General features: G+C 55.5%; 13 protein-coding genes. 4 read left to right on the top strand and 9 right to left on the bottom strand.

The features are described 5' to 3' along the window. Positions 1-20: 20 nt before the first annotated feature. Positions 21-749 (bottom strand): nucleotide exchange factor GrpE, encoded by a 729-nt coding sequence (gene grpE, locus SIC18_RS03020; RefSeq protein WP_048347610.1) that lies wholly within the window; start codon positions 747-749, stop codon positions 21-23. Positions 750-828: 79 nt separating this feature from the next. On the opposite strand from grpE, the gene SIC18_RS03015 reads away from it, so the two are divergent. Genes SIC18_RS03015 through SIC18_RS03005 form a run of 3 tightly spaced genes read left to right on the top strand, consistent with a single transcriptional unit; the run spans position 829 to position 4,971 of the window. Continuing rightward, positions 829-2,601 carry a GspE/PulE family protein gene (locus SIC18_RS03015; protein WP_371190312.1) on the top strand — a complete coding sequence of 591 codons (1,773 nt, stop codon included), beginning with the start codon at positions 829-831 and terminating at the stop codon, positions 2,599-2,601. Positions 2,602-2,612: 11 nt separating this feature from the next. Further along, on the top strand, positions 2,613-3,686 hold the full coding sequence (locus SIC18_RS03010; RefSeq protein WP_413430498.1) for a type IV pilus twitching motility protein PilT: 1,074 nt from the start codon (positions 2,613-2,615) through the stop codon (positions 3,684-3,686). A gap of 16 nt (positions 3,687-3,702) precedes the next feature. Continuing rightward, on the top strand, positions 3,703-4,971 hold the full coding sequence (locus tag SIC18_RS03005; RefSeq protein WP_413430123.1) for a type II secretion system F family protein: 1,269 nt from the start codon (positions 3,703-3,705) through the stop codon (positions 4,969-4,971). A gap of 69 nt (positions 4,972-5,040) precedes the next feature. On the opposite strand, the gene SIC18_RS03000 is transcribed toward SIC18_RS03005, so the two are convergent. Then, positions 5,041-6,246 (bottom strand): NAD(P)/FAD-dependent oxidoreductase, encoded by a 1,206-nt coding sequence (locus SIC18_RS03000; protein WP_413430497.1) that lies wholly within the window; start codon positions 6,244-6,246, stop codon positions 5,041-5,043. A 34-nt stretch (positions 6,247-6,280) separates the two neighbouring features. After that, positions 6,281-6,793, bottom strand: coding sequence for a peptide-methionine (R)-S-oxide reductase MsrB (gene msrB, locus SIC18_RS02995; RefSeq protein WP_413430122.1), 513 nt, complete (start codon positions 6,791-6,793; stop codon positions 6,281-6,283). Positions 6,794-6,859: 66 nt separating this feature from the next. Here msrB and dusA point away from each other — a divergent pair, with 66 nt between their 5' ends. Further along, on the top strand, positions 6,860-7,864 hold the full coding sequence (dusA, locus tag SIC18_RS02990; RefSeq protein ID WP_413430121.1) for a tRNA dihydrouridine(20/20a) synthase DusA: 1,005 nt from the start codon (positions 6,860-6,862) through the stop codon (positions 7,862-7,864). Positions 7,865-7,882: 18 nt separating this feature from the next. On the opposite strand, the gene SIC18_RS02985 is transcribed toward dusA, so the two are convergent. The 6 genes from SIC18_RS02985 to SIC18_RS02960 all read right to left on the bottom strand — a co-directional run bounded on the left by SIC18_RS02985 (position 7,883) and on the right by SIC18_RS02960 (position 14,521). Further along, positions 7,883-8,434 (bottom strand): RNA recognition motif domain-containing protein, encoded by a 552-nt coding sequence (locus SIC18_RS02985; protein ID WP_413430120.1) that lies wholly within the window; start codon positions 8,432-8,434, stop codon positions 7,883-7,885. A 126-nt stretch (positions 8,435-8,560) separates the two neighbouring features. Beyond that, positions 8,561-9,979, bottom strand: a complete 1,419-nt coding sequence (gene argH / locus SIC18_RS02980; protein WP_413430119.1) for an argininosuccinate lyase — start codon at positions 9,977-9,979, stop codon at positions 8,561-8,563. A 31-nt stretch (positions 9,980-10,010) separates the two neighbouring features. Next, positions 10,011-11,420, bottom strand: coding sequence for a PP2C family protein-serine/threonine phosphatase (locus SIC18_RS02975; protein ID WP_250395230.1), 1,410 nt, complete (start codon positions 11,418-11,420; stop codon positions 10,011-10,013). A 67-nt stretch (positions 11,421-11,487) separates the two neighbouring features. Further along, a complete protein-coding gene (gene ftsY / locus SIC18_RS02970) occupies positions 11,488-13,113 on the bottom strand; it encodes a signal recognition particle-docking protein FtsY (RefSeq protein ID WP_413430118.1) in 1,626 nt (541 codons plus the stop codon). 4 nt (positions 13,114-13,117) lie between these two features. Continuing rightward, positions 13,118-13,750, bottom strand: a complete 633-nt coding sequence (nusB, locus tag SIC18_RS02965; RefSeq protein WP_250395232.1) for a transcription antitermination factor NusB — start codon at positions 13,748-13,750, stop codon at positions 13,118-13,120. A gap of 21 nt (positions 13,751-13,771) precedes the next feature. Next, positions 13,772-14,521 carry a DUF502 domain-containing protein gene (locus tag SIC18_RS02960; protein WP_250395228.1) on the bottom strand — a complete coding sequence of 250 codons (750 nt, stop codon included), beginning with the start codon at positions 14,519-14,521 and terminating at the stop codon, positions 13,772-13,774. Between the last annotated feature and the right edge of the window lie 54 nt (positions 14,522-14,575).

Here is a 14,575-nt window from a genome sequence, read left to right as displayed (position 1 = left end):
CACTAGGCATAAGTTTTGAATCATTCGCTCGCCGTAGGCATCGGGGAGCCATCATCTCCTTGGATTGGTGGGGAGCTGTCACCGCCCTCTGTCGCTTGAGCCGCGGCATCTGATTGCTGCGGTCCAGGTCCCATCGACACCTTGACTAAAGCGTGACGCAAGACCTTGCCGCTGAGGTGATAGCCACGCTGTAGTTCTTCAACCACCACATCTTCTGGGTGCTCGTCACTGGGTTCGCGTAACACCGCTTCATGGAGACTGGGGTCGAACTCTTGTCCTACAACCCGCATTGGGGCCACACCAAGTTGCTTGAGAACATCAACGAGCTGCTTGTAGAGACCCTGATAACTGCGGTGCAGCGATTGGGCTTCCTCTCCTTGAGGATCAAGCTGTTGGCGAGCCCGTTCGAAGTTATCCACCACAGGAAGAATTTCAGTCAGGGTGCTGCAAGTGATCTGCAGCTTCAGATCGTCCTGATCCCGGCTCTGACGTTTGCGGAAGTTGTCAAAGTCGGCCGCAATGCGCACGTACTGACTACTCAAGGTTTCGTGTTCTTGGCGGAGGGTGCTGTGCTCGCGCTCCAGTTGCTCAAGCCGCGCCTCATTGTTCTGAGCGGAGGGAACTCCCTCTGAAGCAGGGTCTGGAGAAGCAGCGTCGGGTGTCTCCTCAACAGAGGGTGTGGGGTCCTGCTGGGCTTCGGGAACATCCGATGCCGAATCGTTAGCCGGGATGGAAGCGTCGCCGCTCATGCTGACCAGATGCAAAATCACGTCTAGACATGTTGAAGGGTCACATGGACCCACCACAAGCGCGGAAAGCCGAATCAGCATGAGCGCCGACTCCACCCGAATGCCGCTACCGCCTGCTCTGCCGGCAAAGCTGATTTCAGAGGCAGAGCTTGCCGCTGGAGAAGCACTCCTTCATTCCGGGCAGGTTTTAGACCTGGAAACCTGGAAGCAACTTCAGGCGCTTCCCATCCACCTCAGCGACGACGGCCTCATGGTGGCCATCGCGAGCAGCAGCGACCGAAACAGTCGTGAACAACTCAAACAGGTTTTAAAAAGCCATGGCTACATCTCCAAACTTGTACTGGCCAATGGAGCAGATCTAAAACGGATTCTTGATCCAGAAGAATTCAACTCAGGTTCAAATATCAGCCAAACATCAATTAGTGAGACAGCAAAATCACTTCTCGATGGATTTGATACTGAAGGAATCTTAAGTGCCGATCCAGACGAAGCTGAAATTCAAAACAATTCGGCCTCCTCGCTAGACATCAATTCATCAATAACCGGTGCATCTCCAGTTGTCACACTGGTGGATCGTATCTTAATTAAGGCATTAGACATGAATGCCAGTGATATCCATGTAGAGCCGCAACAATCAGGATTGCAAATTAGGCTTAGAAAGGATGGTGTACTCACCAATTTAGCGCAACCACTCCCCACTAAATTAATCCCAGCGATTACCTCTCGCTTCAAGATCATGGCTGATCTTGATATCGCTGAACGGAGGCAAGCACAAGATGGTCGCATCCGTAGACAGTACAAAGGACGAACTGTTGACTTTCGCGTCAACAGCCTTCCAAGCCGCTATGGAGAAAAGATTTGCTTGCGGTTACTCGATAGTCAATCAACTCAGTTAGGGCTAGAAAAACTCATCTCCAATCCCGCCACACTGGAGCTTGTACGAACCCTTGGTTCAAAACCCTTCGGCATGATTCTTGTGACCGGACCAACAGGATCTGGTAAATCCACAACTCTGTATTCCTTACTAGCCGAACGCAACGAACCTGGGATCAATATCTCCACCGTGGAAGATCCAATTGAATACACATTGCCTGGCATTACTCAATGTCAAGTGAATCGAGAAAAAGGATTTGACTTCAGCACTGCTCTTCGTGCCTTCATGCGCCAGGACCCAGATGTGCTGTTAGTGGGTGAGACCCGTGATCAGGAAACAGCAAAAACTGCCATTGAAGCCGCGTTAACAGGGCACCTTGTCTTAACCACCCTTCACTGCAACGATGCCCCGAGCGCCATCGCCCGACTCGACGAAATGGGCGTTGAACCCTTCATGGTGAGCGCATCCTTGCTCGGCATCGTTTCTCAACGCTTACTCAGACGCGTATGCAGCGATTGCCGAATCCCCTACCACCCAGATTCGCGAGAATTAGGCCGCTTTGGCCTCATGACGAGCGATGAAGGCAATGTCACCTTTTTCAAAGCCAAACACCACGAAGGGCCAGAAACGCCATGCCCCACCTGTCAGGGCACCGGTTACAAGGGCCGTATCGGTGTGTACGAAGTGTTACGCATGAATGAGGCCCTGGCGGCATCGGTCGCCAAAGGGGCAACCACTGATCTCGTCCGCCAGTTAGCACTTGAAGCAGGAATGAAAACCTTGCTCGGCTACAGCCTTGATCTCGTGCGAGAAGGTCACACCACGCTGGAAGAGGTGGACCGCATGGTGTTGACAGATGCGGGTCTGGAATCGGAACAACGTGCCAGGGCCCTCAGCACAGTCACTTGCCGTGGATGTGGTGGCGGACTGCAAGAAGGTTGGCTGGAATGCCCCTATTGCCTGACACCCCGTCAGTGAAAGCTCCGGGCATGGAACTAATGATCGAAGACTTGATGGAACAGCTGGTGAACGGAGGCGGAAGCGACCTCCACATCGCCAGCGGACAGCCGCCTTACGGCCGCTTCAGTGGCGAACTGCGGCCGATGCAGGAAGAACCGCTCAGTGAAGAAGGCTGCAACCGCCTGATCTTTTCCATGCTTAATAACAGCCAACGCAAAACACTCGAACAAACGTGGGAGCTGGATTGTGCCTATGGCCTAAAAGGAGTCGCGCGTTTTCGCGTGAATGTGTACCGGCAGAAAGGCAGCTATGCCGCCTGCTTACGTGCTCTTGGAAGCAAAATCCCCAGCATTCAGTTGTTGAATCTGCCTCCCGTCGTGGTGGAAACCAGCAAACGCCCCCGGGGTCTTGTCCTGGTCACGGGTCCGACTGGCTCCGGCAAAACGACCACGCTCGCAGCGCTTCTCGATCACATCAACCACACGCGGGCTGAGCACATCCTCACCATCGAAGACCCGATTGAATTCGTCTACACCAGTGATCTCAGCTTGGTGCATCAACGCCAACTCAACGAAGACACGCGCAGTTTTGCCAACGCTCTGCGCGCTGCTCTACGAGAAGACCCAGACGTGATTTTGGTGGGTGAAATGCGTGATCTTGAAACGATTCAACTGGCGATCAGTGCTGCAGAGACAGGGCATTTGGTGTTTGGAACATTGCACACCAGTTCTGCAGCCCAGACGGTGGATTGGATGGTGGATGTGTTTCCACCTGGCCAGCAAACCCAAATCCGCGTGCAACTCTCAGGAAGCCTGACTGCGGTGTTCTCTCAAACGCTCTGCCGACGCCAAAATCCTGCCCCTGGGCAATTCGGTCGCGTGATGGCACAAGAAATCATGATCAACACGCCAGCCATCGCCAATTTGATCCGCGAAGGCAAAACAGCTCAGCTGTATTCCCAAATTCAAACCGGCGGCGAGCTCGGCATGCAAACCCTGGAAAGGGCCCTTGCCAATCTGATTGATCAGGGTGAAATCAGCCTTGATGAAGGACAAAGCAAAGCCAGCAAACCCGCGGAACTGGAACGCCTGATGAACACCTGAATCGGTCGGTTAGCCCATGGTCTCTTTCACCGCCACTTACACCACAGCCACAGGCCAACCGCGAACGGTCACGGTCAAAGCCAACGATGCTGTTTCGGCCCGCCGTCTGCTGCGGAGGCGCGGAATTAAAGCGGAAGAGCTTCGCCAAGACACAGACAAAGGAAAAGACAAAACCAAGGCCAAAGGCGCAGGTGCAAGCTCATCAGCAGGGTGGTTGTCGATGGATCTGGGAGAAGCGTTCCAGAAACCTCCCGGGGTGAAAGAGAAAGCCATTTGGGCCAGCAAGCTGGCCGCGCTCGTGGATGCAGGGGTCCCAATTGTGCGCAGCCTCGATCTCATGGCCACGCAGCAAAAATTGCCGATGTTTAAAAAAGCTCTCACCAGCGTGGGACTCGAGGTGAATCAGGGCACAGCGATGGCAGCAGCGATGCGCCAGTGGCCCAAAGTCTTTGACCAACTCACCATCGCCATGGTGGAGGCTGGAGAAGCGGGCGGTGTTTTGGATGAATCCCTCAAGCGCCTCGCCAAGTTGCTGGAAGACAACGCCCGACTCCAAAACCAAATCAAAGGTGCCCTGGGTTACCCCGTAGCCGTGCTGGTGATCGCCATTTTGGTGTTTTTAGGAATGACGATCTTTTTGATTCCCACTTTCGCCGGAATCTTTGAAGACCTCGGAGCCGAATTACCGTTATTTACGCAATTAATGGTGGATTTAAGCGCCTTACTCCGCTCCTCCGCCTCACTCGTATTCGCTGGGATTCTCATGATTGGCGCCTGGTTAATCGGCCGTTATTACAACACCCACAAAGGCCGCAGAGTGCTCGACAAATTAATCCTCAAGCTGCCGTTGTTTGGTGATCTCATCATGAAAACTGCCACGGCTCAATTTTGCAGAATCTTCAGCTCACTCACGCGCGCTGGTGTTCCAATCCTGATGTCCATGGAGATCTCCAGTGAAACTGCTGGCAACTCGATCATCTCTGACGCGATTCTGGACTCACGCACCCTGGTTCAGGAAGGCGTATTGCTCAGCACAGCCTTGACCCGCCAAAAGGTTTTGCCTGACATGGCGCTGAGCATGCTCTCCATTGGGGAGGAAACGGGCGAAATGGATCGAATGCTGAGCAAAGTTGCCGACTTTTATGAAGACGAAGTCTCAACCTCGGTAAAGGCACTCACCTCGATGCTGGAGCCCGCGATGATCGTTGTTGTTGGAGGAATCGTTGGTTCGATCCTTTTAGCGATGTACCTACCGATGTTTACGGTATTTGATCAGATTCAGTAATAAAAAACTGAAGAATCTTTGAGCTAGCCAGCAATCATCCAGCCACAAACTCTGCGTGATAAGGGTTTTTTATGACGGCCCATCAACAGGAGCCAATGCTGCAGCAATCGCTTTACCCGCAAGCCAGCCGCCGCTCCAACACGCCTGGAAATTAAAGCCTCCAGTGACCCCATCCACGTCCAATAATTCACCTGCTAAGTACAACCCAGCGCAACGCCGACTTTCCATCGTTGCCAAATTCACCTCGCCCAGATCAACGCCACCAGCGGTGACAAATTCTTCCCCGAACGGGCCGCGGCCCTGGACCGATAAACGCTGAGCGCAGAGGATCTCCATCAAATTGCGTTCCGCCTTTGCGGAAAGATCCGCCCAACGCCGCTCTCCATCCACTCCCGCCTGCGTCAAGAAGGCAAGCCAAAGACGCCGCGGCAGATGCTCAAAAGGCTTAGCCGCCACCAGCGTGCGTCGCGCCTGCTCACGCCGCGCCTCTTGCAACCTCTGCCGAACACGCTCACGCCCTAATCCACCACTCCAATCCACTCGCAACTCACCCTGGTAACGACTGGCATGGAGGGCCCGCGCTGCAAATGCGGTGAGCCGCAAGACCGCAGGCCCGCTCACACCCCGATGGGTAATCAGCACCCGGCCCTTCTGACGAAAGCGCTGATCACCAACCCTTAAATCCAAGCTCACATCATCCAGTGCAATACCGCTGCACGCGGTCAAAGCAGGAGCCTGCACTTTCAAGCTGAACAGTGACGGCACCGGCGGCACAATCGTGTGACCTAAATCCTGAGCAAGACGTCGTCCACTGGGATGGCCACCACTGGCTAGCAACACCCGCTTGGTGTGATGAAGGGCAGAGCGTTGATCGCAGAGTTGAAAGCCACCACCAGCAGAGCAGCTGAGTTCACGCACAGCGGAACCGCACTGGATCTTCACCCCTGCCGCTATAGCAGCCCGCCTCAGGCACTCCACCACCGCCTCTGAGCGATTCTGCTGGGGAAACATGCGTCCGTCGGACTCTTCCACAAGCGTGAGTCCGTGCTCATCGAACCAAGCAATCGAATCCCCGCACGCAAACTGGCTAAAGGGACCCCGCAATGGCTTGCTTCCCCGGGGGTAGTGACCCACCAACTCCATGGGATCCCAACAAGCGTGGGTGACGTTGCAACGACCGCCACCACTGATGCGCACTTTGGTGAGCACGTCTGGGGTCGCTTCCAAGATCAGAACATCACGAACCCCGCGCTCAGCGGCGGTGATTGCGGCCATAAAGCCAGCAGGCCCGCCGCCGATCACGATCAGATCATGCCGACGGTTGGAAACGCAGGGCGACTCCGTTGTTGCAGTAGCGCTTGCCCGTCGGGCGGGGACCGTCATTGAACACATGGCCCTGATGCCCACCACAGCGGCTGCAGTGATATTCAGTGCGAGGAAGAATTAATTTGAAATCTACTTTTGTATTCACACCACCGGGAAGAGGCTGCCAAAAACTGGGCCAACCGGTACCGCTATCAAACTTGGCGGTGGAAGCAAACAACGGAAGGTCGCAACCGGCGCAGTGATAAGTGCCCTCGCGTTTTTCGTTGTTAAACGGACTGGTGAATGGTCGTTCCGTGCCTTCCTGACGCAACACCTGGTAGGCCTCAGGCGACAGACGTTGTTTCCATTCCTCATCGCTGAGATCCCAAGCTGCCTCACCGGCCTTAGAAGCAGCCAACACTTGATCAGGGGCTCTCAAGACTCCCACCATCCCGGCAATCGAGGCCAAAAGCATCGAACGTCGGCTCAACAACCAAGGCTGCATCGAAGTCGTCATCTGCAGTGTCTTTAAACGTTGCCAGTTCTAAAGCGACAAGGGCAGTAAGCGAGGCAGCATGGAGGAATGGATTCCCCACTCAACCCCGATCGGGAACCCGCCTGGCGCTTCAGTGTGGCACCGATGCTGGATTGCACGGATCGGCATTTCCGCATGCTGATGCGCCAGATCAGCAAACAAAGCCTCCTGTACAGCGAAATGGTGGTGGCGCAAGCTCTTCACCACAGCAAGCGCCGTGAACGGCTGCTGGACTTCGACGCAGAGGAACATCCAATAGCGCTACAGGTGGGGGGCGACGATCCTGCGTTACTGGCTGACGCCACGCGGATGGCAGCCGATTGGGGGTACGACGAAATCAACCTCAATGTGGGCTGCCCGAGTCCAAGGGTGCAAGCCGGAAATTTTGGAGCTTGTTTAATGGCAGAACCACAAACCGTGGCGCGTTGTGTGGAAGCGATGGTGGCGGCATCACCCCTTCCGGTCACGGTGAAACATCGCGTGGGTATTGATGATCTCGATAGTGATGACCTGCTCAGACGGTTTGTGGACCAAGTGGCTGAAGCTGGAGCCTTGCGTTTTTCCGTGCATGCCCGTAAGGCATGGCTTGAAGGATTAGATCCCAAACAAAACCGCACGATTCCTGCTCTTCAGCACGATCGAGTGATTGCCTTAAAAGAATCGAGGCCAGATCTCACCATCGAATTGAATGGTGGGCTCGATACCCCTGAGGATTGCCTCAACGCCCTAAAACACTGCGATGGAGCGATGGTTGGACGGGCGGCCTATGCCCACCCACTGCGCTGGCGTGACATCGACAGCCTGATCTACGGCGCCGTTCCGCGCCAAGTGCTGGCCTCCGATGTGGTGCTTGGACTGCTCCCCCATGCCGAACGTCATCTTCAACGAGGGGGAAGACTTTGGGATCTATGCCGCCATCTCGTCCAGGTTGTGGAAGCAGTGCCCGGAGCAAGATATTGGCGCAACAATCTCAGCACCAAAGCTCAAAAAGCTGGTGCTGGGATTGAAATCATTGAGCAAGCAGCCCAGCAACTGCTTGATGCCGGGCTCTAAGCAGCACCAAGAAGGCGATCAGCCTTCAGCACCGCCATAGCCACCACTGTTGTCGTCAGCTCCACCACGGCGGCGACGGGTACGGCCATCGTCGTAGGCACTGCCGCCTGCTGGAGGAGCTCCACTTCCATAGCTGCGATCTTCCCAGCCGCTCGCACCAGAGCGGCGCTCACCACCGCCACCGCCGTAGTTGCCACCACCGCCACCGCCGTAGTTGCCACCACCGCCACCGCCGTAGTTGCCACCACCACCACCGCCGTAGTTGCGACCACCACCGCCGCCGCCGTAGTTGCCACCGCCACCGCCGTAGTCGCGACGAGGGGCACTGCCACGGGGCTCAGCTTTATTGATGCGCAGGGGACGGCCCATCAGCTCGGCACCTTGAAGGGCCTCAATGGCCGATGCTTCGGCCGCTTCGTCGCTCATTTCGACAAACGCAAAGCCGCGTTTACGACCTGTGTCGCGCTCTAAAGGGAGGGCACAATTCGTGACCTCTCCATAGGTGGAGAACAATTCAATGATGTCTTCCTGCTCAGCGCGGAACGGAAGATTGCCGACAAAAATGCTCACTTATCTAATGGACCGAAGTTAAGAGGGGCCAATGGAATCAAAGGGCCAACAAGTCATGGACCTAAAGAAGATCACTGAACCTCTGGCCTCTTCAGAGTAGTCCGATCCCAGCCGAATGATCACCAATCAACCATGCTGATCCGAAAGGCCAAATCGTTGATTCCAAATCGCCAGCTGTTCATTGACGCGATCGAAACCTGTTCCCCCTTCGCTGGTTCGAGCTGCCACCACATTGCGAGGTGTTAAGGCCTCAAACAAATCAGCCTCGATCGCAGGATGAAATTGCTGCCAGCACTCCAGCGTCAGTTCGCGAAGAAGCACCCCTTCATGAAGGCAATGTTTCACGACGGCACCCACCAATTGATAAGCCTCACGGAAAGGAACCTGCTTAGCCACGAGATAGTCGGCCACATCAGTGGCATTGGAATAGTCCGCAGCAACAGCCGCCTCAAGGCGTTCGCTTCTGAAGCTCAAGCCTTCCTGCAGCAAAATCGTCATCGCCTCAAGGCATTGCGATGTGGTAGCCACCACATCAAACAGCGCCTCTTTGTCTTCTTGAAAGTCTTTGTTGTAGGCCAGTGGTAGGCCCTTAATCATCGTGAGCAGGCCTTGCAAATGGCCGAACACCCGCCCGCATTTGCCACGCACCAATTCAGGAACATCGGGATTCTTTTTCTGCGGCATCAAGCTGCTGCCCGTTGCACAGCGATCGGTGAGCCGTACAAAGCCACATTCCTCGGACGCCCAAAAAATCACCTCCTCAGCAAGACGACTGAGATGCACCATCACCAGTGAGGCCGCGGCCGAAAATTCCACGGTGAAATCACGATCACTGACAGCGTCCAGGCTGTTGGCATAGATGCCATCGAAACCAAGGGCCGATGCAGTACTCCTGCGATCAATCGGTACAGGAGTGCCTGCCAACGCTGCAGCACCTAGAGGAGAAAGATTTAAGCGTTTGCGCAAGTCCGCCATCCGCTGCCGATCCCTTTCCACCATCTCCACGTAGGCAAGAAGATGGTGAGCGAGACAAAGGGGCTGAGCTCGCTGGAGATGCGTATAGCCAGGAATCAGGGTGTTGCTGTGGAGGTTGGCTTGGTCAAGTAAGGCGCGCTGAAAGCCAAGCAAATGCTGTTCGAGCTCATCCAGACGCCGCCTCAACCAAAGCCGCAAATCGGTCCCCACCTGGTCGTTACGACTCCGTCCGGTGTGCAATTTCTTTCCAACCGGGCCAAGCAAGGCAATCAGCCGTCGCTCAACAGCGAAGTGCACATCTTCATCAGCCAGCCCTGGCTGAAAGAGTCCTGACGCCGCTTCCTGGCGGACTTGTTCAAGACCACCCACAAGTTGATTGGCCTCCTCCTCCAGGATCACACCGCACTCAGCGAGCATGCGGGCGTGGGCGATCGACCCATCCAGATCCTCTTGAAGAAGAGTGATATCAAAGCCAATCGAAGCATTAAAACGTTCAATCGCCGGATGCAATCCCTGCTCAAATCGGTCACTCCAGGTTGCGGAGCCTCCACCGGTTACACCCCCTGCCATGTCACTCTCCACTGCGCTTGTCCTCAGCTTGTCAGGCCAAAGACCGGGGGACAGACGGCAGCATGATCTCCTCTTTGACCTTGAGCACCACCATCGAGGCATCGTCATCCAACTGCCGGGTGGGTCCCACAAACCGGTCGAGGCGACTGAACAACTGATCAAGAATCCCTTGAGAACCAGTTCCCGATCGACAGGCTTGCTCAAGCGAGCGCATCAATCGCGCTTCATCAAAGCGATCACCTGTGATACCAGGGGCTTCAGTCACTCCATCCGTGTAATAAAGAAGAACGTCACCTGGCTCAAGCACAAGTGATTCACAGCCATATTCCGCCTCAGGCTGCAGACCAATCAGAAGCCCGGGGGCATCCAATCGCATCACTTTGCGTGACTGGGCACGCCAGATCAACGGTGGATTATGGGCAGCGTTGGCGAAACGCAAGCGCCTCGTGCGTGGATCGAAATCGGAATAAAACAGCGTGACGAACCGATGGGACTGAGAGAGGTCCTCCAGCGCTAATTGGTTGAGGTCATAAAGAATGCGATCAGGCGGCAGACCACTCAAAACCTCGGCTCGCAGCATGCCGCGGAGCATGGTCATCAGTAATCCCGCTGGCACACCTTTACCCATCACATCGCCCATCACAAAGGCCCAACGACCGCGCTCCCTGCGGCGCCCGATCAGTTCTGGACGGGTCGGAATGAAGTCGTAGTAATCACCGCCAACTTGAAAGGCCGGCCGGCAACGCGCCGCAAGATCAACACCTTCGATCACAGGGCAGTGATCGGGCAACAGCTGAGCCTGAATGTCCGCACCGATGCTGAGCTGACGATCAACCCGTTCATGACGACGGGCCTCCTGAAGCATCAAATCATTTTCAATCGCAACCCCGGTGAGGTCAGCCACCAACTGCACATGTCGGCGATAGACATCACTCCAAGCGAGAGGGTTCGAAGGATTGAACACATAGAGGCGTCCTCTCGGGCGACCACGAGCAATCAACGACGTTGCAAACAGTCCAGCACTACCGAGCTGCCTCTGAACCAAGCGATCCAGAGCTCGCACAAGGCTTTCGTCGGATCCAAACCCGATGATGTTCCCAGGCTCATGAGCAGCAAGCGCCTGCAATAAAGCCTCCGTCCGTGGACCAGGAAGCATCTGCAGCTGGTCACGCCAAAGGCGTCCGTCGGCCTGAAAGGGGACAAGCAATGAACCCTGCACCCCCACAAGCCGGGCAGCCACCACCGGCACCAGCTCCAAAAAGCGGTTGAGGTTGCTGAAACTGCGCAAGGCAAAACCAAGCGACACAAGCAGCTCCTGATTGGAACGCTGCTCCCGCGACATGCTCTCCAACAACTGTCGGAGCGAGGCTGTAGCCGTCAACGATTGATTGATTCCACGTTGAGGAGTTGCCGGATGTCGCCATGAAGGTGTGCTGCTCACGGCTTAGCACCCAGCAGATGCAGCAACGTAGCAAGTTCAGCTTGATCAGGCCGCAATGCGAAACGCATCAACGCGATGCCAAGAGGGCCTCCACAAACTCAAAACTATTGAAGGGACGAAGGTCGCGAATTCCCTCACCAGCTCCAATAAAGCGAATCGGCAACTTGGCTTCTGAGGCAACAGCCAGTGCCACTCCTCCTCTGGCTGTGCCATCAAGCTTGGTGATCACCACACCGGTGAGCCCAGCTGCGCGGGCAAACGCCATTGCCTGCTTCAAACCGTTCTGGCCCTGGCTGGCATCAAGCACCAACAGCGATTCCACATGGGCTTCGGGAGCAAGACGATCCACCACACGGCGGATCTTTTCAAGCTCTTCCATCAAGTTGTGCTTGGTCTGTAGGCGACCGGCCGTGTCTACCAGAACCAAATCAGTGCCCTTCGAACGGGCGGCGCCGATGGCATCAAACACCACTGCTGCAGGATCCGCATTCGCTGAGGGATTGGCCACAACTGGCACATCACTGCGATCTCCCCAAACCTGCACTTGCTGAACAGCCGCCGCACGGAAGGTGTCTGCGGCAGCAATCAAAGCGGAATAACCACTGCGGACGGCAAGATTGGCGAGCTTGCCGAGAGTTGTGGTTTTACCGACTCCGTTCACACCGACCAAAAGCCAAACGTTCAAACGATCCCTTTGAGGAGCAAGGACTTCAACAGCACTGGACTGAATCGGCTGATCGAGAAGGTCACGAAGCTGTTCCTTCAGAAAACGAATGCCTTCACTCGGATCGACAACCTGTTCGTTCATCCGCTGCCTCAAGGCATCCAGCACCTGATCCGTGGCCTGAACGCCCGCATCAGCTCTCAACAAAAGTGATTCGAGGTCATCGAGCACCTCTGGCGTCAACGGATCGTCGCCAAGGTTCTCCAGCAGACCGGTCACGAACCCTTGGCGGGTTTTCTCCAGGCCTTGGCGAAGTCGCCCTAACCAATCGATCTCCTCGAGGGTGACCTGCTCGGCGCTCCGCCCTTGGGCCGCTAAGACTTCAGCCGACCAGGTGAAGGCATCGTCAAAGTCACCGAGGCGGGGTTCATCCTCCTCAATCTTGGGAGCGTCTTGTGCTGTGGCTGGAACAACGGGAACAGGGTCTGGCTCAGCAGGTTGCTCGAGCTCCTGCTGACGCTGATCACGCTGGGCAGCGGCCTGTTCAAGAAAAGACAGCGCCGGTGCAGGAGGCGTAGGAGTTGTGGCTGGAGAAGCAGGAGGCTCCACCACAGGAGCCGGTTCTGCAGGCTCGACTGAGGGAGCTTCGAGTGCAGGAGGTCCTTCTGACGGAGAAACAACAGAAGGGACAACGGCAGCTGGCACCACTGCTGGAGGCTCCATCACCGGAGGAACAACCACGTTCTGCTCAGATGTGGAATCATCCTGAACCGTCTTGGCAGCCTCAGCAGCCTGAGCTTTCTGAGCTTTTAAACGTGCATAAGCCTGGCGTGCCCACTCAAGAGAATCGTCCTCCGACTCAGACGATTGGGGTTCCGACGGTTGCAGCTGTGCTGGTTGGGTTTCAGAAGGTTCAGGCGCAGATGGTTGCGGCGCAGAAGACTGATCGGGTTGGACCTCTGGATCCACTGGAGGATCAGCTGGGGTTTCAGGAGGAACGGATCCGCGATTAAACCAGTCGTAGACCATGATTTCAGGACAACACCAGTGAGGGGGCGTTCTGCAGACGACGGAGCACACCGTTAATCATCTTTCGTCCTTGCTCGTCACTAAAGCGGTGGGCTAATTCAACAGCTTCGTTGCAAGCCACGGGCGCAGGTGTCTTGAGTTCCGAAAGATCAATCACGGCCAAGCGCAAAATATCGCGATCGATGCGTGGTAACCGGGTGAGACGCCAGCCCTCCATCACACCATCAAGCATCTGATCAATGGCTTTGCGTTTTTTCAGCACAAACGTCACGCGTTGCATGGCCTCGCGACGCACCTGATCTTGATTGGATAAGGCCAATAAACGGGGTAACTCAAGACTGGCCGAAAGACCATTCAGAACTTGTTCTGCCCCAGTGAGAGACGACTGCAACGACTCACGAACTGACGCCTGATCGGAAGAAGGCCCATCCTTAAGTTCACTCTCAAGCAGGTGTTGTTGAGCTTTTTCCAGATCTCCAGCACAGCAGTCCAGAACTTCTGTCCAATGCTGCATCAAACTATCGAGGGCTTTTTGAAGCAACGTGTCCAGGGGAAAATCGGGGAGATCATCCACCCGTTCAGGGCATTGACCGAGAACCAGCAGCGCTAGTTCACGGGATAGGGATCGGGACTGCATGGACATACGGCCGAGTCGAGTTCAGGCTCCAGTGGTGGTGGACGACGGTGACACAGAACCCCTCAGCTGAGAGATCAGGCTGGAAAAACTTCGATTCACAGGAGCTTCACGCTCATCAGGATTCACAATGCCAGCGGAAATGATCGTTCGGAATGCATCTTCCACTGAAATGTCCAGATCTTTGACAGATGTTTCGGGAACCAAGGTGTACCAGCCCGTTGTGGGGTTTGGTGCTGTGGGAATAAACACACTGAGAAGGGGCTCAGTGAGCTCAGCTTGGAGGGAAGGACCCACCACACCGGTCACAAAGCCCACGCTGTACAGACCTTCACGGGGATATTCCACTAAAACCACACGCCGAAAACGCTGAGAGTTATCTCTCAGAAACGTGGCAAGCAGCTGTTTCAGGGTTTTGTAAACCGAGCCAGCAAGAGGAATGCGTTGGAGGGTTTCTTCGCCGAACTCCAGCAACCAGCGACCGACGATGTTCCTGGCCATCAGGCCGATCAGCAAAATCGCAAAGAGCGGAACCGTTAATCCCAGCGCCAGGTTGATCAAATCCTGGAGAAGAGGGTTGAGGGTGATGAACGGATTGAACTGCTTCGGAATCGAAGTGAGAAAAGCCAGCACGAAACGACTGACCGTGGTTCCCAACCAAATCGTGGTTGCTAGCGGAATGACCACCAACAACCCAGCGATTAAATCGTTTTTCAGATCTTGCCGAAGCCTGGCGCTAAGCGGCAGGTCAGGTCTTGTATTGGACTGCACCAAGGAACGCCTGTGGCTTAAGGCTGACGTGATCTCACCAACCTAACCAGCAGATCG

Source organism: Synechococcus sp. Cu2B8-bc1011, assembly GCF_047302735.1.
Classification (GTDB): Bacteria; Cyanobacteriota; Cyanobacteriia; order PCC-6307; family Cyanobiaceae; genus Synechococcus_C.
The sequence above is the reverse complement of the archived record's forward strand: the minus strand, read 5'-3'. Positions and strand labels throughout refer to the sequence as shown.